Here is a 23,298-nt window from a genome sequence, read left to right as displayed (position 1 = left end):
TCTGGATCGTTTCCAGTGCGCCATCATGGCACCCGTGCGAGTCAACGCGGTCATCCAGGCACGGTTGTCCTCCACCCGGCTGCCCGGCAAGGTGCTGCGGCCCCTGGGTGGCAGAACAGTCCTGAGCTGGGTGATCCGTGCCGCGCAGGAGACGCGCAACCTCGACGCCGTGATCCTGGCGACGTCCGACGACCCCTCGGACGACCCGGTCGCCGAGGAGGCCGCCCGCTGCGGTGCCGCGGTGGTGCGCGGCCCGCTGGACGACGTGCTGGCCAGGTACCTGAAGGCCGTCCGCGAGCACCCGTGCGACGCCGTGGTGCGGCTCACCGCCGACTGCCCGCTGCACGACCCGGCCCTGATCGCGCAGGTCGTCGGCATGTGGCTGGCCGACCCGGCGCTGGACCACGTGTCCAACGTGGTCGTCCGCCGCTACCCGCGCGGCTTCGACGCCGAGCTGGTGCGCGTGCCCGTGCTGGAGGAGCAGGACCGGGTGGCGACCGGCGCGCACCGCGAGCACGTCACGTCGAACATCCACACGCAGCCGACCGTCTACCGCACCGGTGGCGTGGTGCCCGGTGTGGACAACTCCGACCTGCGCGTGACGCTCGACACCGAGGAGGACGCGAAGCTCCTCGACGGGGTCGTCGCCGCGCTGGGCGACGGGGTGCCGCGCTGGGCGGACGTGGTCGCGCTGCTGCGGTCCCGGCCGGACCTGGTGGCGCTGAACGCGGACGTCGAGCAGAAGGCACTGCCCACGGCATGACCTCGCTGTTGTTGCGTGCCGACGCGGCGCCGTCGACGGGTGTCGGGCACCTGTCCCGCTGCGTTGCGCTGGCGACCGCGGCCCGTGCCCGCGGGTGGGACGTGACGCTGTGCGGGACGTTCACGGCCGGGCAGTGGCTGATCGGCTCCTTGCCCGTGGTGCCGTCGGTCGTGCCCGCGGACGCGGTGGTCGTCGACCACTACGGCATCGGGGCGTTCGAGTTCGACGGGCTCGTGGTGTCCATGGAGGACGCCGGCTTCGGGCGGCGGCGGGCCGACATCGTGGTGGACGCGAACCTGTTCGAGGTGCCGCGCCCGGACGACGGAACCCCGGTGGTGCTGCGCGGGCCCGAGTACGCGCCGCTGCGTGCGGAGATCCGCGCGGCCCGGCGTGCGCGGCAGGCCGGCTCGTTCTCGGTGCCGCCGAAGGTGGTCGTGGTGATGGGTGGTGGCGCGGCCCCGTCGTCGGTCGCGGCGGCGCTGACCGCGCTGCGGGACACGGGGGTGCCCGCCGAGGTGGTGGCGATCTCGGCGGCGCCGGTGCCCGGTTTCGACGTGACGCCGCCGACCCCGTCGTTGCCGTCGTTGTTCGCGTCGGCGGACCTGGTGGTGAGCGCGGCCGGCGTGACGTTGCTGGAGCTGTGCTGCATCGGGGTGCCGACGGCCTTGGTGCAGATCGCCGACAACCAGGCGCCCGGGTACGCGGCCGCGATCGAGCGCGGCCTGGCGGCCGGTCTCGGCACGGACCCGCGCGCGCACGTGCCTGTGCTGCGTGACCTGCTGACGGACGCGTCGCTGCGTACCGCGCTGGCGGACAGGGCGAGGACGACCGTCGACGGCAGGGGAGCGGACCGCATCCTGGACGCGATGGGCTTCGACCCGACGGTCCGCCCGGCCACGGCCGCCGACGCCGCGCTGTTGCTGGCGTGGCGCAACGACCCTGAGACGCGGCGCTGGTCGCACCGCGCGGACCCGGTTTCCCCGGCCGAGCACGAGGCGTGGCTGGCCAGGGCCCTGGCGTCGCCCGACCGCCGCCTGTTCGTGGCGGAACACGGCGGCCGCCCGATCGGCACGGTCCGCTTCGACCGGGACGGCGAGGCGTGGCAGGTCAGCACCACAGTGGACCCGTCGGCGCGCGGCCGCGGCCTCGCGACCCCGATGCTGCTGGCGGCGGAACGGGCACTGGGACCGGCCGTGATCCGCGCGAACGTGCACCACTCGAACACCGCGTCACTGGCCATGCTCCGCCGCGCCGGGTACGTCGTGACGGCGGACGGCGAGTGGCAGTGGCTGACCAAATCTCCCCCTTCGGAGTGAGCCGCCTCGGCCCACGGCGTGATCCGCGGCGCCGGTCTCCGGGGCGAGGCTTGGCGACATGCCGCAACTGTCCGAAGTGGAACACCGCCTGCACGAGGTGCTGACCGGGTTTCCGGATGCCACGCACCTGATCGACGCGGGCGGCAAGCGAATGCGCCCGCTGCTGACGCTGCTGGGCGCGGAGTTCGGCCCGCACCAGGAGAAGGTGGTCGACGCGGCGGTGCTCGTGGAGCTGATCCACGTCGGCACGCTGCACCACGACGACGTGATGGACAACGCACCGGTCCGCCACGGCGTCCCGACAGCGAACGCGTTGTGGGGCAACAACCGTGCCGTGCTGCTGGGCGACTTCATGCTGGCACGCGCGGCGGAACTGGGTGCGTCGCTGGGCATGCCCGCGCTGCGCCTGCAGACGACGACGCTCGCCCGGTTGGTGCGCGGTCAGCTCATGGAGACCGTCCGCCCGGAGACGGCCGACCCGATGGCGTTCTGCCTGGAGGTGATGGCCGACAAGTCGGCGTCCCTCATCGCGATGGCCGTCGAGATGGGAGCGCGGGTCGCGTGCGCGTCCGAGGAGGTGTGCGCGGCGCTGCACGCGTACGGCGAGCACCTGGGGATCGCGTTCCAGCTGGTGGATGACGTACTGGACATCGTAGGTGGGTCGTCGGGCAAGACGCCGGGGACCGACCTGCGCGCGGGGGTGGTGACCGTGCCCGTGCTCCACGCACTGGCAGCCGGGGACGCGGCCGCTGAGCGGTTGCGGGTGCTGCTGGTCGCGGGCGCGGTCACCGACCCGGACCTGCACGCGGAGGCGTTGCGGTTGTTGCGGGACGGGCCTGGGCCTTCGCTGACGCTCGCGGACGCTCGTCGGCATGCTGAGTCGGCGCGGGCGGCGTTGTCGTCGCTGGAGCCGATTCCGGCTCGGGCGACTTTGGACCGGCTGTGCGATGGGGTGCTGGACCGGGTCGTGTGAATGCTTCGGTCCTTGATGGTTTTGGTTGTCCCCGTCCTGGGTTTCGCCCGGGGGTCTTCGCTGTCCTGGGTGGTGTCCTCGCCGGACGGGCGTCCTCGCCGGAGGGCGTCCTGCCGGACGGGCCTCCTCGCCGGAGGGGCTGGTCTCCGGGATGGCAGGGGGGTCTTGCACGGGGTTGGTTTGGCAGGGACTGGTTTCCGGGGTCTGCCTGCCATCCCGTCGACCTCCCGGAGGGCTATCACACCGCGTCAAGGGGGCCCGGCGGCCTTGGGTGCGGGTTGCGTCGTGCTTCGGGCCCCCTTGACCCGGTGTGATCGGGCTTCGCCAGGTCGACGGGATGGCAGGCAGGCAGTCCTTGGGTGTGAGCTGCGCTCGGCTTGGGCGGGCGAAGCCCCGCGTCGTGGACCGGGCGCTTCGCGCCCGGCAGCCCCGCGTGGCGGTGCCGCGAAGGCGCGTTCGCGGCGTGGTGCTGGCCCGCTTCGCGGGCCCTTCGCGTCTGGCTTCCGGCGGTGTCCTGAAAGGCGCCTTCAGGAAATCCGATCCCGACTCAGCAGCGACCCCGCCGCTCGGCTCCGGCCCGCACTTCCGGCCGCGAAAACCCCTCTGACCTGCGAAAACTTCCCGCCCAGGACATCACCTCGAGCCCCACCCGATCCCGGGGGCCACCCGCCTTGCCAGTCTACCGGTGTGCACCGACAATTCCAGGGCGTTGCGTGGAACTGTGGACAACTGGGTCACCTGTGGACAACTCGTGTGCCGGGTGTGGCGCGCCAGTGGGTGTGACGTGGTCCTCGACCAGCCCGTACGGTGGGCGCCGCTGTCGGTGGGGCGTGCGACCATGCCGCCATGCCAGCACGTTTCAAGGACCTCTGCCTCGACGCGGGTGATCACCACGCGCTCGCCGACTGGTGGTGCGCGGCCATGGGCTACGTGCGCAAGGACGAGCACGAACCACCCGAGGGTGGCTGGGTCCGCCCGCACGACTGGCCGGTGCCGATCGTCGACCCCGCCGGTGACGGGCCGTTGTTCTGGATCGTGCCGGTGCCGGAGGGGAAGACCACCAAGAACCGGATGCACCTGGACGTGTTCGGGGACACCGAGGAGCTGGTTGCCATGGGGGCGACGGTGCTGCGCCGGCGGGACGACGAGATCGAGTGGGACGTGCTCGCCGACCCCGAGGGCAACGAGTTCTGCGTGTTCAAGCCACGTTGACCGCGCTCGAGATCGCCGTCGTCGTCGCGGCCGGGTTGTTCGCCGGGGGGATCAACTCCGTGGTGGGGTCCGGCACGCTCGTCACCTTCCCCGTCCTGCTGGGGCTCGGGTATCCGCCGGTCGTGGCGAACGTGTCCAACGGCCTCGGGCTCGTGCCCGGGTCGATCGGGGGTGCGGTCGGGTACCGGCGTGAGCTGAAGGGGCAGACCAGCAGGCTCCTTCGGTTCGGGGCGGTGACCGGTCTCGGTGCGATCGTCGGTGCGCTGTTGCTGCTGACGCTGCCGCCGGGGGCGTTCGAGGCCGTCGTGCCGGTGCTGATCGTCGTCGCGCTCGTGCTCGTTGTCCTTCAGCCGTTGATCGCGCGCAAGCTTGCCGAGCGGTCGCCGGACCGGCACCCGCACGGCGGCGTCCCGCTGCTCGTCGGGATCTTCGCGGTCGGGATCTACGGCGGCTACTTCGGCGCCGCGCAGGGGGTGATCCTGCTCGCGCTCATGGGGATCCTCCTCGACGACTCGTTGCAGCGGCTCAACGGCGTCAAGAACGTCACCACCGCGATCGCGAACCTCGTGTCCGGTGTGGTCTTCGTGTTCGTGGCCGAAGTGGACTGGGCCGTGGTCGGGCTGCTCGCGGGTGGCTCGATCGTCGGTGGGCTGATCGGGGCACGGATCGGGCGCCGTCTTAGGCCGATCTGGTTACGCGCGGCCATCGTGGTGGTCGGCACGGTGGCGATCGTGCAGCTGCTCATCCGGTGATTACTCCATTCGGATGGGTTTCGTTGACTGGTGTTCACCTCGACGTGATTGGGTATCGGAATGTCTCCAGCCACCCGCACAGAGCCTGTCGAGCTGACTGACGGTCGTGCGCTGCGCATGACCTTCGCGGAACCGCACCGTGTCGTCAGAGGCGGTGTCGTGGTCCTGCACGAGGAACGCGGGATGACCGAGGCCATGCGTGCCCTGATCACGGGGCTCGCGGCGGAGGGCTGGCTGACGGTCGCGCCGCACATCTACCACGGCGACTCGACCGAGGTGGACGACCGCACGGCCCGGGACCGGATCAGCGAGCTGTCCGGCGAGTCCGTGCTCGCCGACACCGACATCGCGTTCGGGTGGCTCGCGCAGCACGGCATCGACGCCGACCGGATCGGGGTCGTCGGGTTCGAGCTGGGCGGTGCGGTGTCGCTGGTGGTGGCCGCGAGCCGGGCGATCGGCGCGGCCGTGTCGGTCGGCGGTGGCGGGATCCTCAACCCGCTCTCCCCGGGACTGCCCGCGCTGGTGGACGCCGCGCCGACGCTGCGCTGCCCGTGGCTCGGCCTGTACGGGGACAAGGTCGCCGACGAGGTCGCGTTGCTGCGGGACGCGGCCCGGCGCTCGGAGACGGCCAACGACGTCGTGCTCTACCCGGCCGCCGACCACCGGTTCGACATCTACCCGGACACCGCCGTCGAGGCGTGGCAGCGGGTCCTCAACTGGTTCGACGCCCACCTGCGCTGATAATTGCGCGTGCCCGCGACCTCGTTGTCCCACCTGGAGTTCGACCTCCTGTGGGAGCACCTCGGCTTCACCGAGCAGCCCTACCCGCTGGCCGTGCCCTCGTTCGGCGAGACCGCCGACGAGCGCGCCGCCCTGCGTGACCAGGTGCGACATTCCTTGCGCGACAAGGGACTGCACGACGGCGCCGAGGTGGCACCCGCCCTGGAGCAACAGCTGGCGGTGCTGGGCAGGCACACGTTCAGCGTCGACGGGCGGCTGTCGGTCGGCGAGCCGCTGCGGGTGCTCGCCGCGTCCGACGGCGCCCGCGGGGTGCTCGCCGCCCAGTCCGACCACGAGGTCAAGCTCGCCTGGGTGCGTGAGGCGCGGCTCGTGCCCGCGGTGATCGCGCTCCTGCCGGACCGCGCGCCGGGACCCGGCGGCACGGCGCGGCTGCCGAAGGAGGTGTTCGACGCGGCCGTCGACGAGTTCGCCGCCGGCGGTTACGTCGGCCTCGAGCGCGCGCTCACGAACGGCGGCGTCACCGGCCGCGACCTGCGGACCGTGGTGACCCTGCTGGAGTCGCCGCGCGCGGGCGGCGGGCAGCTCGCCGTCAACAGCGTCGACGCGGTCGGCCGTCGCGCGCGGACACCGGTGCTGAACTGGTTCGACACCGAACCCGGCCGGTACCTCGTGCACAGCGAGGTGACCGGGGACCGGGTCGAGTGGCTGACGATCGCGCCAGCGGACACGGCCAGGATCGAGCAGCGGCTGTCGGCGATGGCGGCCTCGCTGAACCACCCGTGAGCGGCGCGCCGACCGGTTACTGTGACACCCGGATCCGATTCGTCAGTAGGGGTGCCGCATGACCGAACCGAGGCCCTTCCCGAACGCGGCCGCCGGTGCGCTGGTGCCGGTCGCCGACAAGGTGGACAAGGCGAAGGAACAGGCGCTCGCCGGTTCGCTGACCATCGACCTCGACGCCGCGAAGGCGATCCTCGCGCAGCTCGCGCGGCTGCGGGCGCGGGCAGACGGGCTGGTCAGGGACTGCGTCGAACTCGACACCCCGCTGCGGTTCGGCGACAACTGGGTCGGGCAGATCATGTCGGAGCGGCTGCGCACGGTCGCGGTCGACAGCGAAGGCGGCGTCACGCCGGTGCTCAAGGAGTTCCACCGGTTGCTCGACGCCCTGACGGTCACGGTCCAGCTCGCCGCGGGCCTGTACGAGGCGACCGAGGAGCGGGCGACCGGCGACCTGCGTCGCATCGTCGGCCAGTTCGGCGTGACGATCGAGGAGTGAGCATGGACCAGGACATCACGATCGGTGGCTGCTACCCGCCGTTCTGGCCGCGCCCGCCGCTGCCCCCGGTCGAGGAGCCGGAGCCGGACTCGCTCGACGAGCGGGTCGAGTGGATGACGTGGTCGCACCCGGAGCTCTACCGGATGGTGCACCAGGGCATCGACACCAGCGGGGCGATGGCGGTGTCCGCGACCTGGGCGCGGATGGGCCAGGAGCTGTCCGAGATCGGCGACGAGCTGCTGCGGCTGCTGTTCGCGACCGCCGACGCGTGGGAGGGCGAGGCGGCGGAGCTGGCCAAGGAGAGCGTGGCGGGTCTCGCCGAGTGGTCCGGGGAGACCGGCACGCGTGCGACCGAGGTCTCCGGCTGCGTCACCATCCAGGTCGACAACGTCACCACCGCGCGCAACGACATGCCGCCACCGCCGTACCCGATCGCGTACCCGGCCGACCTCCCCTCGCAGGTGACCGCGTTCACCACGAGTGACTTCGAGCTGGCCAAGCCGCTCGTGGCCGACCCGATGATCTACACGACGCGGGAACGCGAGCTGCACGAGCAGGCCGCGCGGACCATGGAGCGGTTCCAGGCGAACTCGCGGGACGTGTACGCCACCGTGCCGCAGTTCGCGCCGCCCTCGCTGCGGCGCGTCCCGTTCGCAGGCCCGGAGGAGGCGCCCCAGCCACCACCGCCGCCGCGCCCGCCGCAGCCCCCGGTGCCGGTGCCCACCCCGGTGCCCCGCGGCCCGGTCGGCGGCGGCCCGGCGCCCGGCGGTCCCGGCGGCACCAGCGGCCCCGGACCGTCGACGGGCCGTGCCCCGACCGCGCCCCTCGCGCCCGGTGGTGGCACGGGAACGTCCGAACCCGCCGCCCGGCCCGCCGCGGCGTCGGCAACCCCCGGCAGGCCCGGTGGGCAGGCCGCGCCGGGCATGGCCGGCATGCCGATGGGTGGCGGCGGCGGTGGCCGCGGCCCCGAGGACGGCGAGCGCAAGAGCAAGTACGTCGAGGAGGACCCCGACATCTGGGGCGCCCACGACGAGCGGGTCATGCCGCCGGTGATCGGGGAGGTCAACCGCCGTGCGTGACCCGGCGTCCGGGTGGATCCAGCTGAACGTGGTCGAGCTGTACCTGCTGTGGACGGCGATGGACCTCGGTCCGACGCCCGAGGTGCTGGACGTGCTGCACGTCGGCCGCACGCAGGCGCGGCGCGCGGAGCTGGCCGAGGAGGCGTCCCGCGCGCTCGCCGGCCGCGAGCTCGGCACCGTCGGCGCGCCGGCCAGGGACCTGGCGGCGATGCTGCGGTCGCTGGGCAACCCGTCCGCGTCGCTGGACATGCGGGTGTACGGGACGGGCGCGCCGCTGTTCGCGTTCGCCGCGACCGGCCCGTCCGGCGCCGCGATCGCCGCCCGGGTCGGCGACGAGGTCCGGGTGGGCGCGGTCCGCGCGACGGCACTCGCGTCGTCGCTGCTCGGCTCACTGTCCTACCTGCCCGCCGGCGCGAACCGCCCGGCGAACGTGAGCGTCGCCGACTACGAGGCCGCGTGCGAGGAGGGCGCGGTCGATGGCGTCTCCGGGTTCACCCGCGCACTGCACGCGGCGGGTGTCCGCGGGGACGAGGTCACCACGTTCACGCAGGCCCTGACGACCCGCACGGGCGGCGGTCAGCTCGGCGCCACGGGCCGGGGCCGCGCGTTCAGCCTGGTCAACTGGCTGGACACGCCGGAAGGCCGGTACGCGCTGCGCCGCAACGGCGCCTGGATCACCCTCACCCCGGCCGACACGGCCCGGCTGACCGCGATGGCCGAGGAGATGCTCGCCGACGTGCGGTGATCAGCGGTTGGCGAGCCCGTCGATCCGCAGCGTCGTGGACTCGTCCCGATGCGTGCCGTCGCTGCCGACGTGCTTCTCGCCGATCTCCACGCCGTTCTTGAGCACGTGGTAGAGCGCCATGCCGTGGCCGCGGCCGAGGTCGTGGTCGTTCTTGAGCCACTCGAGGACCACGCCCGCCTTCGTGGTCGCGTCGTAGCCGCGCTGCCTGGCCTGGGCCAGCAGCTCGGCGGGGGTCTTGCCGGTCTTCTTCTCGATGTTGTCGAGGTAGGCCTGGAAGGACATGTCGTCTCCTGTCGTCGTCAACGATAGCTTACGACAACTTTTCCTGTCCGGACAAGTTTAGTTTTCGGTTGTGCCCTTGGTGCGATTCGAACGCACACTGGACGGGTCCTGAACCCGTTGCCTCTGCCGGTTGGGCTACAAGGGCGTGCGGTTCCGGGGATTCGAACCCCGACTGGACTGGCCCTCAGCCAGCTGCCTCTGCCGTTGGGCTAGAACCGCGTGGCGCGTACGGGGGTCGAACCCGTGTTTCCGGCTTGAGAGGCCGGCGTCCTGCCACTGGACGAACGCGCCGTCGGGTGCCCGCGAGTCGAACGCGGTGTCTCCTGATCCCAGGTCAGGCGGGTTGCCGTCGCCCTCGCACCCGTTTCACGCCCACGCCCGCACCGCCGCGAAGTGCGCCGATCCCAGCCCCTGCGCGGGGTCGACGTGGCACAGCAGCGTGGGCGTGCCTGCCCGCAGGCGCGTGAACTCCGCCGCGCCCGCGTGCTTGTCGTGCTCGTCGTCGAACCACGCCAGTGGTCTGCCCGCCGCGAACTCGGCGACGCCGCGCCACTTCCACCCGTGGTCGTAGTCCGGGAACTCGACCACCGGCAGCCGCGGCAGCCCGATCGCCGGGCCGATGCGGTCGTTGGCCTCGTGCTGCCACGTGGTCGCCCACGCCGGCTCGAGCCCCGTCTCCTCCGCGAGCGCCAGCAGCCGCGCGCCGTGACCCGGGTTGAGCCACACCCGCAGCCCGCGGAACCGCCGCGCCTCCCGGCCCGTGTGCCAGCCGCCGGACCGGGTCCTGCGGTAGGTCACGTAGCCCTCGGGCCTGCGGGTCTTCTTCGCCGCGTACGGGTTGAGCGGGCCGTCGACGTCGAGCAGCAGCAGACCGCGCACCACCTCCCTCCTTTCCGTCCGGAGCACCCCTGGCAGGATTTGAACCCGCGACCACGCCGTTCGTAGCGGCGCGCTCTGTCCGGGCTGAGCTACCGGGGTTCGAAATATCGCGCCGAATTCCGCAAAAGGGCACGGCAAACAAAAGAGCCGCCCGTTCCGGATTTCCGGAGGGCGGCTCCCGCGTGGGCCTACAGGTAGGTCACGGCAGGGAGCCGAGAGGAAGAAGTCGCAGCTCAAGCGGCCGCTCGAGGAGCAGCGGGCAGCTGCGGAGGATCCGCTGCGGTCGCCGCTCTACCCGAGTCATGACTACTCCTCTAATCGGTGGTGACACCATGGTCGCCGATGTGCGCGACCCCGTCAACGATTTATTCTGAATTGCCGATCGGCCCTGGCGAATGCGCTGATTGACGCAGTCGTTACAGTGGCGAAGAGCGCCACCGACCGACGGGACGGATGATCATGCCGCGGCTAGCTTTCGAGGAGCCGAAGGGCGGTCCGGCGAGGACGGAGTCCGCCAGGCACCGCCGCGAGACCAGGCGTGACAACGTCGTCGTGGTGCTGAAGGCGGCGACCTTCGCGTTGATCATCGCCCTCGTCGGGGCCGGCATCCTGCTCGCCACCGCGGGTGACGAGGAGCCGAGGGCCGAGGCGCCGCCGGTCCCCGAGATCACGACGAGTGACGTGCCGGCGGCGACCACGACCACTCCGCCGATGGCGGAGATCCTGGTCCCCGAGGTCCGCAGCCAGACCACCGAGATGAGCGTCCCGCCCACGACGACCACCACCAAGCCGTCCCGGCCGGGCAACCGGCCACCGGCCCGGGACGACCGGTTCGCCGTGATCGGCCGCGCGTGCGACACGCCTGGGGCATACTCGTTCACGGAGCGCTACGAGCCCGTGAGATGTGTCGAACGTCGCGGCGGCAAGGCGGTCTGGCGCCCTCTCTTCGGATAGGTTCAGACCAATCCGGTCCGTAACCGGACGGCCGCGAAAAGCCACCAATTCCTGGGCTCGTCACCCGTTCGGACTAATTGATTTGGGCGATCCGCACATTTGACAGCGCATACGTTGCCTGTTTTCCGTTACCGCTTCGCAGTGGGAAGAAAGTAACCGAAAACGTTATTTGACTCGCTGACCCGCGGTGTTTACCGTTCCCCGCGGGGTCCGGGGGTGCGTGTTGCGGCGCCCGATCAAGAACAGTGGGAACGCCGGAAGGAAAGCGGACCGCGGTGAAGATGACGTCCATCCGGCGCAGGCGTGGCCGGGCCCTGTCGATCCGGACGCGCGTGCTCACGCTCGCACTGGTGCCGTGCATCGTATTCCTGCTCGCCGGTGTCGCCGGCGCGGGGTATCTGATCTATGACGCGGCGCAGACGCGCAATTACTTCCAGTTAGCGAGTGAAGCGCAACGCCAGTCGTTGCCATTGATCGTTTCATTGCAGGAAGAACGCCGGCTCACGTTGCGCCGTCTCGCGAGTTTCGGCACCTTCCAGTCCGATCTGATCAAACAACGCGGCCGCACCGACGCGCTCGCGGGCGCGGCCACCTCGAGCCTCGCCGAGTTGTCCGCGTTCGCACCGGAGTCGGTCACGCGCGCGGTCAAGCGGTTCACCGAGCTGATGGGCGAGCTGCCCGCGATGCGCGCCCGCGTCGACGGCGGCCAGGTGTCGGTCTCCGAGTCGTTCTCCCTCTACAACGAGATCATCGACCAGTTCATCGACGGCACGAAGGGCCTCGCGCAGTTCGCGCCCGACGCCGAGATCTCGTACCTGCAGCTGGTCGTCGCGCCACTGCTCACCAGCGCCGACCTCATGCAGCGCTCGGACGCACTGGCGGCGGCGAACCTGGTCGGTGGCGGCCTCACCGACTCCGACTTCGCCGTCTACCAGGGGCAGGTCAGCTCCTACCACCTGCAGCTCGAGTCGACCATCCCGCTGTCCGAGCCGGACGTGCAGGCCCAGTACCGCAAGCTCACCGGCTCCCCGTCGTGGCTGCGGCTGATGTCGGTCGAGGAGGTGCTGCTCCGCGGCGACATCAACCTCCCGATCAGCGAGGACCTGTGGCGCTCCGCCGCGAGCGACGTCGGCGAGGCGCTGATGACGATGCTGCAGACGCAGAGCCGCCACACCAACGACCTCGCGCTGTCGAAGGTCAACACCACGCTCGCCCAGTCGATCATCGCGGGTGTGCTGGTGCTCGCGCTCGTGATCGCGGTGTTCCTGTTCGCGCTGCGGCTGTCGCGCAGGCTCATCGAGCGGCTCGTCCGCCTGCGGTCGGAGACCCTCGACCTCGCGGAGAAGGGCCTGCCCGAGCTGGTCGAGAAGGTGCGGACCGGCACCGACGTGAGCATCGACGACGAGGTCAAGCTCCGCGACTACGGCTCCGACGAGATCGGTGAGGTCGCCGACGCGTTCAACAAGGCGCAGCAGACGGCGGTCGCCGCGGCCGTGCAGGAGGCGAAGACCCGCGAGGGCACCAACAAGGTGTTCCTCAACATCGCCCACCGCAGCCAGGTCATCGTGCACCGCCAGCTGAAGACGCTGGACGAGGCCGAGCGCAAGCAGGAGGACCCCGAGCAGCTGGAGCTGCTGTTCCAGCTCGACCACCTGACCACCCGCCAGCGCCGCAACGCCGAGAACCTGATCATCCTCGGCGGCGGGCAGCCGGGCCGCCGCTGGCGCAACCCGGTCAGCCTCGCCGAGATCGTGCGCGGCGCCGCCGCCGAGACCGAGGACTTCGCCCGGGTCAAGACGGCGAAGCTGCCCGCGCTGACCGTGATCGGCCCGGTCGTCGGCGACCTCGTGCACCTGCTCGCCGAGCTGATCGACAACGCCACCACGTTCTCCCCGCCGGGCGCGCGGGTGGACGTGCGGGGCAACGTCGTCGGCCGCGGCGTGGTCCTCGAGATCGAAGACCAGGGACTCGGTATCGAACCGGCCCGCGCGGACGATCTCAACGACATGCTGGCCAACCCGCCGGACTTCGGCATCATGGCGCTCTCGAGCGAGCCGCGCCTCGGGTTGTTCGTGGTCGCCCGCCTCGCCGCGCGGCACGGCATCTCGGTCGCGCTGCGGGAGTCGGCGTACGGCGGCACGCGGGCCATCGTGCTGGTGCGCAACGAGCTGCTCGGTCCGGACTCGTCGGGCCCGCGTGACGAGAAGCCCGCCGAGGTGGCGAAGCCCGCGCCGCCCGCCGAGCAGAAGACCGTCACGAACCTGCGCCCGCTCGACCTGCCCGCGTCGAACGGCGAGACGGCGGCGCCCGGCGCCACGGTCCGCCTGACCATCCCGGGTGCGGTCAGCCTGCCCGACCTGCCGCCGCTGCCGGTGGTGGAGCCGAGGCCGGGGGAGGACCTGTTCCGCCCGCAGAAGCCGGTGGACGCCGAGCACGAGCCGAGCCAGCCGCTGCGCCAGCCGAAGCACGCCGAGCCGGAGACCAGCGAGCCGCTGCGGGACGGCCTGACCAACGGGGCGGACAGCGCGCCGAACGGCGGGCCGGTGGCGGGCCGCCCGCCGCTGCCGAAGCGGAACGGCCACGCCGAGCACGAGTCGAGCCAGCCGGTCCGGCGTGAGCCTCGTCATGCCGAGCGTGACGGCGCCGAGCCGGAGCGGCCGCGGCCCGTCGAGCTGCGCAAGGTCGCGCCGGAGATCAACCGCCCCGCGCCGACCGACGGCGACACCCGCGCGCAGGCACAGCCCCAGGCGCAGGGCATGGCACCGGGCAGGCCGCCCCTGCCGCAGCGCCGCCGTCAGCAGAACCTGGTGCCGCAGCTGCGTGAGGACACGCCGCCCGCCTGGCCGCAGCAGTCCGTCGGCGAGGCGGAGCACAATCGGGAGGAGACCCCGGAGCAGGCACGCAGCCGGCTGGCGGCGTTCCAGGCGGGTACGCGGCGCGGTCGGGACGAGCCGGTGCCCGGGGAGACCGTGAACGGGAACGACAGTGTGGGGAGCGCACGCAATGGCCAACACCGCGGTGAATGAGCTCGACTGGTTGCTCGACGAGCTGGTCAAGCGAGTGGCGGGCGTCGACCGTGCCGTCGTGCTCTCGGCGGACGGCCTGCTCATCGGCCGGTCGAGCAACCTGTCGACCGGCGACGCGGAGCACCTGTCCGCGGTCGCGTCGGCGTTCCAGAGCCTGGCCCGCGGCACCGGCCGCCACTTCGGCGGTGGCCAGGTGCGGCAGACGCTGGTCGAGATGGACCACGCCTTCCTCTTCGTGACGGCGGCGGGTCACGGCGCGTGCCTGGCACTGCTCGCGTCGGAGAACGCGGACGTGGGCATGATCGCCTACGAGATGAACATGATGGTCAAGCGCGTCGGCGCGGTGCTCACCGCCAAGCCGCGGGAGTTCATGGAGCGTCCGGTGCCATGACAGCGGCCGACGAGGAGTGGTTCGACGAGGCGGCCGGCCCACTGGTCCGGCCCTATGCGATGACCGGTGGGCGTACCCGGTCGGACACCCTCGGTCTCGACCTGATCACGCTCGTCGTCGCCATGCACACCGCCACCGATGCCGACGTGGAGCCCGAGTACGCGGGCATCCTGTCCGCCTGCCAGTACCCGACCTCGGTGGTCGAGGTGGCGGCGAAGGTGGACCTGCCGCTGCAGGTCGTGAAGGTGTTGTTGAGCGACCTCATCACCCAGCGCCTCATCATGTTCCGCTCGCCCGTCGCCCCCGGTGCCGAGCCCCCAAGCCAACACGTTCTCCAGGCGGTCCTCGATGGCATACGCAAACTCTGACCGGTCGGCGAGAGCCACCAAGATCGTGATCGCAGGCGGCTTCGGCGTCGGCAAGACGACGATGGTCGGCTCGGTCAGCGAGATCGCACCGCTGCGCACCGAGGAACTCATCACCGAGGCCTCGGAGGGTGTGGACGACCTGTCAGGCGTCGAGCAGAAGCGCACCACGACGGTCGCCCTGGACTTCGGCCGCATCACCATCAGCCCCGAGCTGATCCTGTACCTGTTCGGCACCCCGGGCCAGGACCGCTTCTGGTTCATGTGGGACGAACTGGCCCGCGGCGCCATCGGTGCGGTCGTGCTGGCGGACACCCGCCGCCTGGACTCCTGCTTCGCCGCGGTCGACTTCTTCGAACGACGCGGGCTGCCGTTCGTGGTGGGCGTCAACTGCTTCGACAACGCGTACCGCTACGGCACGGAAGAGGTCCGCCAAGCCCTCGACCTGGACGACCACGTCCCCGTCCTCCTGTGCGACGCCCGCGAACGCGAGTCCACCAAGCAGGTCCTGATCGCCCTCCTGCAACACGCGATGGCGGAAGCCCGCCTGGCAGGCACAGCCAGCTGACAAGCGGACCCCGGCACGCCGGGCGCGCAGCGCCCCGAACCCCGCGAAGCGGGCGAAGCCCCATCACCCCGTGAGGGGCGCCTGCCATCCCGTCGACCTGGCGAAGCCCGATCACACCGGGTCAAGGGGTCCGGATGCCCAAACCAACCCGTGCCCAAGCCTCCCGGGCGGTTATGGCTTCAGCGACAAGCCGGCCGCGCCGGGGTGGGGGATCGAGCGGATATCCGACGCGTGGTGCGAGCTGATGGCCCGGCTCGGCTACCGGCGGTTCGGCGCCGAGGGCAGCGACTGGGGCACCAGCATCGCCACGAGTCGCCGGCATCCATCTCATGCCGCCGCTCGCACCGCCCGATCCGGCCACGTTGGACGACCTCACCGGTGCCGAGCGGGCGGCGCTCGCGACACTGCGGGAGGCGGACGAACGGGGCTCCGGATACTCGGCGCGGCAGTCGACCCGGCCGCAGACGGTCGGCTACGGGCTGGTCGACTCGCCGGCTGCCCTCTGCGCCTGGATCGTCGAGAAGTTCTGGTCGTGGACCGACTCCGGTGGCGACCTGCATCGGGTTATTACCCGGGATGAGCTGCTCGACAACCTGATGCTCTACTGGCTGCCCGGCACCGGTGCCTCATCCGCCCGGCGGTACTGGGAAAGCCTCCGGCAGGTCAACGAATGGATCTCCGGGTCGGCCGGCGCGCCGGTGACCGTACCCACCGGCTGTTCGGTCTTCCCCAAGGAGCTGCAGCGCCCGTCTCGGCGGTGGGCGGAGCGCCGGTTCCCGAACATCCGGTACTGGAACGAGCCCGGCAAGGGCGGCCACTTCGCGGCGTTCGACCAGCCGACGTTGTTCGTCGACGAGGTCCGGTCATTCTTCCGGCTGGTCCGCTGATGGTCACCCGTTCTCGGTAAGCGGCTGGCTGAAGATCAACAAGTGCCCATCGGGTGTCCGTACGTTGAAGTCGCGCATCCCGTAGGGCCGGTCAGCCACTGGCTCGACGATGTCGGCGCCGCGGGCGCGCAGCTCGTCGTGGCAGGAATCTACGTCGTCGACGACAACCGTCACCCTGGTCGGGCCGACGCTGCTTTCGGCGTACAGGTGGAACTCGGCGGTGTCGCGGATCACGGCCGCGTAGCTAGGTGGGGTCTCCCAGGTGAATATGGTGTCGAATCCGAGCGCGTCCGTGAAGTACGACCGCGCTGCCTCCACATCTCGGCACGGCAGCACGGGAATCGCCACCCGCATGACCATTCCGTAACCTTACCTGACTTTGGCTCAAGATCGCTGATCTTGGGTGAACGGCGAAATCTGCGCACCAAGCGGCCGGTTCCAGGCTGTCTCTCGTGGCGTATGTGCGCACGGTGAAGACGGCGTCGGGGGCCAGGGCGGTGCAGATCGTGCACTCCTCGCGTCGCGGGTCGCGGGACATCGAGCACATCGGCTCGGCGCATGACGACGCGGCGTTGGAGGCGCTCAAGGCGGTGGCGAGGCAGCGTCTGGCTGTGGCCCGGACTTCGCGGCGTTGCGGGCCGGCAGTGGTGCTGGTGGTGGGCCGCTTGCGATCACGTCGTCGCGGATGGGGTACCTGTGGGACGCGCTCGGCCACGCCTACCAGCTGTTGGGGTTCGAGGAGGCCGCTGGTGGTGACGAGGTGTTCCGTTCACTGCTGCTGGCACGGATCGTCGAGCCGACCAGCAAGCTGGACAGTCTGCGGGTGGTCGAGGAGGCAGGTTTCGACCCGCCGGCGTACGCGACCCTCAAGCGGCGTCTGCCCGCGTTCGCGAAAGAGTCCTGGCAGCAGAAGTTGGGTTCTCCAAAGAACGCCGCCTGGAGCCGCAGATCACGATCGGGCTGCTCACCGACGCAAGCGGGTTTCCGTTGATGGTTAACGCGTTCGAGGGCTCTACTACCAGTACCGGGCGGTCCGGGCTCGGCGCACCCTGCACGGCATCGACGAACAGGTCGCCAAGGCCGAGCAGGCCGTCGCCGGCAAGACCGCGGTCAAACGCAACCGGTTCATCCAGCTCACCGGCGCCACCAAGAGTGTCAACCGGCCCCTGGAAGCCAAGGCACGCGCCAACCTCCCGGACGTCACCGCCGAGTTCGTGATCGACGCCTACCACCGACTGTTCCACATCGAGAAGTCGTTCCGAATGTCTGAGCACGACCGACGTGGCGCGGCCGATCTACCACCACAAGCGCGAGTCGATCGACGCGCACCTGACGGTCGTGTTCGCCGCCCTGGCCGTCAGCAGGTGGATCGAGCAGACCACCGGCTGGTCGATCAAGAAGTTCGTGCGCACCACCCGCCGCTACCGCACCATCAACATCCAGGCCGGCGAGCACACCCTCACCGCCGTCGACCCGCTACCCGACGCCTCCGCGATGCCCTCACCCGCATCCACGACCGCGGTACGCACTAATTTGAGCCAAGTCAGGTGATAGCCCGTGGGAGGTCGACGGGATGGCAGGCACCGCCGCGGACACCAGTCCTTGCCATCCCAGCCCCGTGCAAGACCTGCTGCCATCCCGGAGACCAGCCCGTCCGGCGAGGACCCCCCGGAGGGAAAACCCACCACAAGGTCAACCACAAACCCGGGACAGAAACCGGTGACCTGGGAAAACCGAAAGAGAACCGCGGCCCCAGTACGTACGGGCAGCCCCCACCACTCCCGGGGGCACCCCGCTGTCCAGTCTACCGGTGTCCACCGACAGGGGGACGGATGTCGATCTTGGCTGTGGACAACCACCCCACCTGTGGACAGATGAGTGCCGCGAGTCCGCACACGACCCGCGGCACTCACCGCGACCAGCTCAGTTGCCGAAACGGTCCTTGGCGTTCTGCATGGCGTCCGAGGCCTTGTCGCGAAGCTCGTCGACGCGGTCGGACGAGCCCTCGTTCTGCTGGTCGTCCTGCTGGCGGCCGAACTTCTCCTTGGCCTGCCCCATGAAGTCCTGGGCCTTGTCCTTCGCCTCGTCGAACGTGCTCATGCCGTGCTCCTTCCCTGGGTGGATCGATCTCCGCGCAGGGGCTGCCCGGCCTTCTAGCTGGGAAAACCTCGGCTCACCGGATCGTGTGCGGCCGCCGCGGCATGACACGCGCCGTAGCCTTCCGCGCGGGTGACGACCCGCCCGCGGGCGATGCGGACGGCCACTTCCGTGGCATCGCTCACCGCGGGCACACCCAGGGCGGCGGCCAGCGCACCGGTGCCGTCGCACACCACGCGCAGCCGCGGCCACGCGTACTCCGGGAACGCCTGCCGCAGGCACCCCGTCAGCTCCGCCACCGCCAGCCGCGCCAGCGGGATCAGCTCGCGCGGTGCACCGGACACGAGCACCGCCGTGACCGTGGCGTCGGCCGGGGCGGCCCGCACCGCGTGCTCCACCGCCGCCGCGCGGTTCAGGCCGAGTACCGCGACGACACCGTCCTCCGCCAGCGACACCTCCGCACCCCGCACGGAGTCCCACGCCGCGGGCGGTGACCACGGCTCGTCCACCACCCGCGCCTGCGTGGTGAACGGCAGCTCCAGCCACTCGTCGTCCACGTCGAGGTACGCGAGCTGTGCGCACGCCGCCACCACGTTGAACGGCTCCACGAACCCGGGCGCCGCGCCGGCCAGCTGGCTCGCGCCCTGCAGCATGGTCAGCACGGTCTCCGCGACGCGCACCAGCCGCCCGTCCGGCCGCAGCCGCTCCAGCGCCAGCCCGAGCAGCACCGCGTCGAGCGCCATCAGCTGCGCGTACGGCCGCCGGGTCGCCTCGTCGGCGACGACCTCCGACAGCGCGTCCTTGCCCAGCGGCGCCGCCTCCCCGGTCGGCGGCAGCCGCGCGAGCCACGCCCGTGCCAGCGCGGCCAGTGCGTCACCCGTCGTGCGGCCGGGCTGGACGACCGTCGTCGGCGCCTGTTCGGCCAGGTCCGCGAGCACCGCGAAGTACAGCGCGCGCTTGCCGGGGAAGTTCGAGTACACGGCGCCCCGGGTCAGCTCCGCCCGTTCCGCGATGAGGTCGATCTTCGCGTCCCGGTACCCGCGCTCGGCGAACTCCTCCCGCGCCGCGGCCAGGACGAGCGCGCGGTTGCGCTCCTGCGACTCCGCTCGGGACAGCCGGCTCATGCTTGACAAGATACTCGGACCATTCAGATGATGAGATCATATGATCTCAACATGTGGAGTGAACATGCACGAGGTGGACCTCACCGACCCCACCGTCATGGCCGACCCGTTCACCGCCTACAACCGCGCCCGTGAGGCGGGCCCGGTGGTGCGGCTGAACGTCCCCGGTATGCCGATGTACGCCCTGACCAGGCACGACGACGCACGCGCGATGCTCACGGACCCGCGCTTCGCGATCCGGTCGGCGAGCTTCGCCGGCATCCCGGGCGTCCCCGACACCTACCGGACCTACCTGCGGACCATGTCCGAGATGGACGGCCCCGACCACCTGTGGCTGCGCCGCCTGGCCGCGCCCGGGTTCACGGCCCGCCGCGCGCAGGACTTCCGGTCCGCGGTCGAACCGGTCGTCGACAAGCTGCTCGCGGGCCTGCCTGCCGAGCCGGACCTGCTCCGCGACTTCGCGCGGCCGCTGCCGATGCTCGTGATCTGCGAGCTGGTCGGCATCCCGGAGGCGGACCGCGCCGACTGGGTGGAGTGGGGCGCGATCGTCGCCGCCGGTGACGGCAAGCGGTTCGGCGAGGCGATCCCCGGCATCGTCGAGGGCGCGAAGGCGCTGGTGGCGTCGCGGCCGGAGACGGGTGTGGTCGCCGACCTCGTCCGCCAGGAGGACCGGCTGACCGACACCGAACTGGTGACGCTCGTGTGGCACATCGTGCTCGCGGGCCAGACCCCCGCCAACCTGATCGCGAACGCGGTGGCCGAGCTGTGGGCGCGGCCGGACGACCTGGCGGCGTTGCGTGCCGAGCCTGCGCTGTGGCCGGGCGCGGTCGAGGAGCTGATGCGCTGGTGCGGGCCGCAGCTGCTGACCGTGCCGAGGTTCGCGGCCGAGGACGTCGACGTGCACGGCGTCCGCATCGCGGCGGGCGAGATGGTGACGGTCGCGATCGCGGCGGCCAACCGCGACCCGCGCGTGTTCGCCGACCCGGACCGCTTCGACGTCCGGCGCGCCGCGGCGACCCAGCTCGGGTTCGGCCACGGCCCGCACTTCTGCCTCGGCGCCGCTCACGCACGGGTGCAGACCGAGGTGGCGCTGGCCGCGCTCGCGTCCAGGGACATCACGCTCGCGGGTGAACCGGTGCGCGCGATGGACCCCGGCACATGGCGCCTCACGGAGCTGCCCGTGCGCACGGGCGTGTGAGCACCGCCGTTTCCGGGTAAGTCGGCCTCAACCAACACAGGAGGTCGAATCTCATGATCCTGCGCCGGATCGCACGTCCGATGCTGGCGGCCGTCTTCGTGTCCGGCGGCATCAACACGCTGCGCAACCCGAAACCCCGCCTCGAGACCGCCGGGCCTGCCGTCGACAAGGCCACCCACCAGGTCCTCGAGAAGATCCCGGACCAGGCCCTCGACAAGGTGCCGGACAAGGTGGTCGACAAGATCCCGACCGACGCGGAGTCGCTGGTCAAGATCAACGCGGCCGCACAGGTCGGCGCCGGGCTCATGCTCGGTCTCGGCAGGTTCCCCCGGCTCGCGGCGCTGGTGCTCGCGAGCAGCACGATCCCGACGACGCTCGCCGGGCACGCCTTCTGGGACAAGACCGACCCGGCGGAGCGCGCCCACCAGCAGGTCCAGTTCCTCAAGAACATGGGCCTGGTCGGCGGCCTGCTCCTGGCGGCGGCCGACACGCACGGCAAGCCGTCGGCGGCCTGGCGGGCCAAGCGCGCCGCCCGCACCGCCGCCAACACGGTGCAGGGCGCGGCCAGCGCGGTGCTGCCCGGGTGATGCTCAGGTCCGCGGGGGCGCGGGCAGCTGCCAGCGGCGGGTGATGGCCAGCACGCGCAGCACCGTGCCCACCGCGGCACCCGCGATCGCGGCCGGGACCTGGGGGAGCCCCAGCACCCCGGCCACGACGAACACCAGCGCCGACAGCATGGCGACCGAGATGTAGACGTCCTTGCGCACCAGGGCGGCCCGCTCGCCGGCGAGCACGTCACGCAGGATGCCGCCGCACGTGGCGGTGAGGATGCCCATCACCACCGCCACGGGTGCCACCATGCCCTCGTCCCGCGCGATCAGCGCGCCGACGACCGCGAACGCGCTGATCCCCAGCGCGTCCAGGAACAGCAACGTCTGCCTGCGCCGCGGCCCGGCGCCGACGAACCACACCAGCGCCGCGGCGCCCACGCAGACGTACAGGTAGCTCGGCGCGTGCAGCCAGAACACCGTCCGGTCGAGCGCCAGGTCGCGCAGCGTGCCGCCGCCGATCCCGGCCACCGTGCCGAGCAGGGCCGCCGACACCAGGTCGAGCCGCCGGTCCCGCGCGCCGACCGTGCTGCCCATGGCGAACGTCGCGACACCGACGTAGTCAAGAACCGCCGTCAACACCACATGCGGCAGTCTCACATGGACAGTGCCGGTCCCGGCACCCTCCCGCTCCGTCCGCGCGTTCAGCAGGTAGTGGTGGATACCGTGCAGCGGGTGGACGGAGGTCGGCGATGACGGACAGGGTGCTGGCTGGGCTGGTGTCGGACGAGGCCGCGGCGGCCTACGACCGGCTGCACGAGGCCGTGCACCTGCCGGTCGGCGCGGGCCCCGGCCGGTTCGACCTCGACGACAGCACCGCGCGCGAACTGCTGGACGCGGGCCTGATCACGTTCGCCGGCCACGGCACGAGCCGCATCGCCCGCGCCGTGCACCCGTCGATCGCGCTGCGCAGGCTGCTCGACCGCCAGCACCGGCACCTGGCCGCGCTGCAGTCGGGGCTGGCCGAGACGTGGCAGCGGTTCGCCGCGCTCGTGTCCCCGGTCAGCGGCCTCACCGACGGCGACCTCGACGGGTCCGACGTGCGTGCGGTGCGCGACCGCGCGGAGATGGCCCGGCTGGCGGCGGGGCTGTACCGGTCGCCGAGGAGGCTGCTGCGGGCCACGTTCACCGCGCGGTCCGGCAACGAGCCGACCACCGAGGGGTTGCTGCTGCCGCCGTCGGACTCGATCGCGGCGGGCGTCGAGTTCCGGATGCTGTACGACGCGCAGCACGCGGCCGACAGTTGGGGTTCGTACAGCATCGAGCAGTCCGTGCTGGCCGGTGAGCAGGCGCGGGTCCGGCAGACGGTGCCGTTGAAGATGATGCACGTCGACGATGCCGTTGCCCTGGTGACCATCGATCACACCGGCGCGCGCGGGGCTCTGTACATCGAGTCGCCTGCGTTGCTGAAACTGCTGGCCGAGTGGTTCGACGCCCTGTGGAGTGCTCCGGACACCACGCCTATCGGTGGGAAGGTGCCGGATGAGTTGACTCCTGCCCGGCACAAGGTGCTGACGTTGCTCGCGTCCGGGTTGACCGACGAGTCGATTGCCAATCACACCGGGACCGCTGTGCGCACCGTGCGCAGGCATGTCAGTGCGATTTTGGAGATTTTGCAGGTGGACAGCCGGTTCGCGGCTGGGGTGGCTGCTGTTCGGCGGGGTTGGTTGTAGTCGTTTGCGGGGTTCTCTTTGGTTGTCCCCGTTCTGGGGTTCGCCCGTCCTGGGTTGTCCCCGTCCTGGGTTGTCCCCGTTCTGGGTGGTGTCCTCGCCGGAGGGCGTCCTGCCGGACGGGCCTCCTCGCCGGAGGGGCTGGTCTCCGGGATGGCAGGGGGTCTTGCACGGGGCTGGGTTGGCAAGGACTGGTTTCCAGGGTCTGCCTGCAATCCCGTCGACCTCCCGGAGGGCTATCACACCGCGTCAAGGGGGCCCGGCGGCTTGGGCATGTGGGTGCTTTGGGTTTCGGGCCCCCTTGACACGGCGTGATCGGGCTTCGCCAGGTCGACGGGATGGCAGGCAGCAGGCCCTTGGTGAGCTGCCGCTCGGCTTGGCGGGCGAAGCCC

General features: G+C 71.2%; 25 protein-coding genes, 4 tRNA genes and 1 pseudogene. 20 read left to right on the top strand and 10 right to left on the bottom strand.

Features of this window, described 5'->3' with window-relative positions; genetic code table 11:
• Positions 1 to 25 precede the first annotated feature (25 nt).
• The 10 genes from ACYQ77_RS18875 to ACYQ77_RS18830 all read left to right on the top strand — a co-directional run bounded on the left by ACYQ77_RS18875 (position 26) and on the right by ACYQ77_RS18830 (position 8,857).
• Entirely contained in the window at positions 26 to 763 is a 738-nt protein-coding gene (locus ACYQ77_RS18875) for a cytidylyltransferase domain-containing protein (RefSeq protein ID WP_459713051.1), read from the top strand.
• Positions 760 to 2,079, top strand: a complete 1,320-nt coding sequence (locus tag ACYQ77_RS18870; RefSeq protein WP_459713049.1) for a GNAT family N-acetyltransferase — start codon at positions 760 to 762, stop codon at positions 2,077 to 2,079. Before ACYQ77_RS18875 ends, ACYQ77_RS18870 begins: the two co-directional genes overlap by 4 nt.
• A gap of 58 nt (positions 2,080 to 2,137) precedes the next feature.
• Positions 2,138 to 3,052, top strand: a complete 915-nt coding sequence (locus ACYQ77_RS18865) for a polyprenyl synthetase family protein (protein ID WP_459713047.1) — start codon at positions 2,138 to 2,140, stop codon at positions 3,050 to 3,052.
• 846 nt (positions 3,053 to 3,898) lie between these two features.
• Positions 3,899 to 4,264 carry a VOC family protein gene (locus ACYQ77_RS18860; protein ID WP_459713045.1) on the top strand — a complete coding sequence of 122 codons (366 nt, stop codon included), beginning with the start codon at positions 3,899 to 3,901 and terminating at the stop codon, positions 4,262 to 4,264.
• Positions 4,261 to 5,016, top strand: a complete 756-nt coding sequence (locus ACYQ77_RS18855) for a sulfite exporter TauE/SafE family protein (protein WP_459713043.1) — start codon at positions 4,261 to 4,263, stop codon at positions 5,014 to 5,016. Before ACYQ77_RS18860 ends, ACYQ77_RS18855 begins: the two co-directional genes overlap by 4 nt.
• A 117-nt stretch (positions 5,017 to 5,133) precedes the next feature.
• Complete coding sequence (locus tag ACYQ77_RS18850) at positions 5,134 to 5,757, top strand: dienelactone hydrolase family protein (RefSeq protein WP_459713041.1); 624 nt, start codon at positions 5,134 to 5,136, stop codon at positions 5,755 to 5,757.
• Positions 5,758 to 5,766: 9 nt separating this feature from the next.
• A complete protein-coding gene (locus ACYQ77_RS18845) occupies positions 5,767 to 6,540 on the top strand; it encodes an ESX secretion-associated protein EspG (RefSeq protein WP_459713040.1) in 774 nt (257 codons plus the stop codon).
• A 58-nt stretch (positions 6,541 to 6,598) separates the two neighbouring features.
• Complete coding sequence (locus tag ACYQ77_RS18840) at positions 6,599 to 7,033, top strand: hypothetical protein (protein ID WP_459713038.1); 435 nt, start codon at positions 6,599 to 6,601, stop codon at positions 7,031 to 7,033.
• Positions 7,034 to 7,035: 2 nt separating this feature from the next.
• Positions 7,036 to 8,112, top strand: a complete 1,077-nt coding sequence (locus ACYQ77_RS18835; RefSeq protein ID WP_459713036.1) for a PPE domain-containing protein — start codon at positions 7,036 to 7,038, stop codon at positions 8,110 to 8,112.
• Complete coding sequence (locus ACYQ77_RS18830) at positions 8,105 to 8,857, top strand: ESX secretion-associated protein EspG (RefSeq protein WP_459713034.1); 753 nt, start codon at positions 8,105 to 8,107, stop codon at positions 8,855 to 8,857. Before ACYQ77_RS18835 ends, ACYQ77_RS18830 begins: the two co-directional genes overlap by 8 nt.
• On the opposite strand, the gene ACYQ77_RS18825 is transcribed toward ACYQ77_RS18830, so the two are convergent.
• The 6 genes from ACYQ77_RS18825 to ACYQ77_RS18800 form a co-directional block, all read right to left on the bottom strand.
• Positions 8,858 to 9,139 carry a DUF4287 domain-containing protein gene (locus ACYQ77_RS18825; protein ID WP_459713032.1) on the bottom strand — a complete coding sequence of 94 codons (282 nt, stop codon included), beginning with the start codon at positions 9,137 to 9,139 and terminating at the stop codon, positions 8,858 to 8,860.
• Positions 9,140 to 9,210: 71 nt separating this feature from the next.
• Positions 9,211 to 9,284: transfer RNA gene (locus tag ACYQ77_RS18820), tRNA-Leu, on the bottom strand.
• A 1-nt stretch (position 9,285) separates the two neighbouring features.
• Positions 9,286 to 9,358, bottom strand: a tRNA-Leu gene (locus ACYQ77_RS18815).
• Position 9,359: 1 nt separating this feature from the next.
• Positions 9,360 to 9,430: transfer RNA gene (locus ACYQ77_RS18810), tRNA-Glu, on the bottom strand.
• A 75-nt stretch (positions 9,431 to 9,505) separates the two neighbouring features.
• Positions 9,506 to 10,018 carry an HAD domain-containing protein gene (locus ACYQ77_RS18805; RefSeq protein WP_459713030.1) on the bottom strand — a complete coding sequence of 171 codons (513 nt, stop codon included), beginning with the start codon at positions 10,016 to 10,018 and terminating at the stop codon, positions 9,506 to 9,508.
• Between the two features lie 24 nt (positions 10,019 to 10,042).
• Positions 10,043 to 10,117 (bottom strand) — tRNA-Arg (locus tag ACYQ77_RS18800).
• Between the two features lie 360 nt (positions 10,118 to 10,477).
• On the opposite strand from ACYQ77_RS18800, the gene ACYQ77_RS18795 reads away from it, so the two are divergent.
• From ACYQ77_RS18795 to ACYQ77_RS18770, 6 genes are all read left to right on the top strand, one after another.
• Complete coding sequence (locus tag ACYQ77_RS18795) at positions 10,478 to 10,972, top strand: hypothetical protein (protein ID WP_459713028.1); 495 nt, start codon at positions 10,478 to 10,480, stop codon at positions 10,970 to 10,972.
• A 281-nt stretch (positions 10,973 to 11,253) separates the two neighbouring features.
• Positions 11,254 to 13,998, top strand: coding sequence for a sensor histidine kinase (locus ACYQ77_RS18790; protein WP_459713949.1), 2,745 nt, complete (start codon positions 11,254 to 11,256; stop codon positions 13,996 to 13,998).
• Positions 13,976 to 14,389 (top strand): roadblock/LC7 domain-containing protein, encoded by a 414-nt coding sequence (locus tag ACYQ77_RS18785; RefSeq protein WP_459713027.1) that lies wholly within the window; start codon positions 13,976 to 13,978, stop codon positions 14,387 to 14,389. Before ACYQ77_RS18790 ends, ACYQ77_RS18785 begins: the two co-directional genes overlap by 23 nt.
• Positions 14,386 to 14,757 (top strand): DUF742 domain-containing protein, encoded by a 372-nt coding sequence (locus tag ACYQ77_RS18780; RefSeq protein ID WP_459713025.1) that lies wholly within the window; start codon positions 14,386 to 14,388, stop codon positions 14,755 to 14,757. The genes ACYQ77_RS18785 and ACYQ77_RS18780 overlap by 4 nt, the downstream gene beginning before the upstream one ends.
• Positions 14,738 to 15,322, top strand: a complete 585-nt coding sequence (locus ACYQ77_RS18775; RefSeq protein ID WP_459713023.1) for a GTP-binding protein — start codon at positions 14,738 to 14,740, stop codon at positions 15,320 to 15,322. The genes ACYQ77_RS18780 and ACYQ77_RS18775 overlap by 20 nt, the downstream gene beginning before the upstream one ends.
• Positions 15,323 to 15,651: 329 nt before the next feature.
• Positions 15,652 to 16,209 carry an alpha/beta fold hydrolase gene (locus tag ACYQ77_RS18770; protein WP_459713021.1) on the top strand — a complete coding sequence of 186 codons (558 nt, stop codon included), beginning with the start codon at positions 15,652 to 15,654 and terminating at the stop codon, positions 16,207 to 16,209.
• 3 nt (positions 16,210 to 16,212) lie between these two features.
• Here the strand turns inward: ACYQ77_RS18770 and ACYQ77_RS18765 are convergent, their stop codons facing one another.
• Positions 16,213 to 16,569, bottom strand: coding sequence for a VOC family protein (locus ACYQ77_RS18765; protein WP_459713019.1), 357 nt, complete (start codon positions 16,567 to 16,569; stop codon positions 16,213 to 16,215).
• A 176-nt stretch (positions 16,570 to 16,745) separates the two neighbouring features.
• Here ACYQ77_RS18765 and ACYQ77_RS18760 point away from each other — a divergent pair.
• Positions 16,746 to 17,741 (top strand): annotated as a pseudogene (locus tag ACYQ77_RS18760) (transposase); the annotation flags it as partial.
• A 391-nt stretch (positions 17,742 to 18,132) separates the two neighbouring features.
• Here ACYQ77_RS18760 and ACYQ77_RS18755 read toward each other — a convergent pair.
• On the bottom strand, positions 18,133 to 18,309 hold the full coding sequence (locus tag ACYQ77_RS18755) for a CsbD family protein (protein WP_459713017.1): 177 nt from the start codon (positions 18,307 to 18,309) through the stop codon (positions 18,133 to 18,135).
• 53 nt (positions 18,310 to 18,362) lie between these two features.
• Positions 18,363 to 19,430 (bottom strand): TetR/AcrR family transcriptional regulator, encoded by a 1,068-nt coding sequence (locus ACYQ77_RS18750; protein WP_459713015.1) that lies wholly within the window; start codon positions 19,428 to 19,430, stop codon positions 18,363 to 18,365.
• Between the two features lie 64 nt (positions 19,431 to 19,494).
• Here ACYQ77_RS18750 and ACYQ77_RS18745 point away from each other — a divergent pair, with 64 nt between their 5' ends.
• A complete protein-coding gene (locus tag ACYQ77_RS18745) occupies positions 19,495 to 20,628 on the top strand; it encodes a cytochrome P450 (RefSeq protein ID WP_459713012.1) in 1,134 nt (377 codons plus the stop codon).
• A gap of 53 nt (positions 20,629 to 20,681) precedes the next feature.
• Positions 20,682 to 21,215 (top strand): DoxX family protein, encoded by a 534-nt coding sequence (locus ACYQ77_RS18740; protein WP_459713010.1) that lies wholly within the window; start codon positions 20,682 to 20,684, stop codon positions 21,213 to 21,215.
• Between the two features lie 3 nt (positions 21,216 to 21,218).
• Here the strand turns inward: ACYQ77_RS18740 and ACYQ77_RS18735 are convergent, their stop codons facing one another.
• Entirely contained in the window at positions 21,219 to 21,815 is a 597-nt protein-coding gene (locus ACYQ77_RS18735; protein ID WP_459713008.1) for a trimeric intracellular cation channel family protein, read from the bottom strand.
• Between the two features lie 113 nt (positions 21,816 to 21,928).
• On the opposite strand from ACYQ77_RS18735, the gene ACYQ77_RS18730 reads away from it, so the two are divergent.
• Positions 21,929 to 22,909 (top strand): helix-turn-helix transcriptional regulator, encoded by a 981-nt coding sequence (locus ACYQ77_RS18730; RefSeq protein WP_459713006.1) that lies wholly within the window; start codon positions 21,929 to 21,931, stop codon positions 22,907 to 22,909.
• Positions 22,910 to 23,298: the final 389 nt, after the last annotated feature.

The organism is Actinophytocola sp. KF-1, from assembly GCF_054661535.1.
This window is presented reverse-complemented; position numbering and strand designations above follow the sequence as displayed.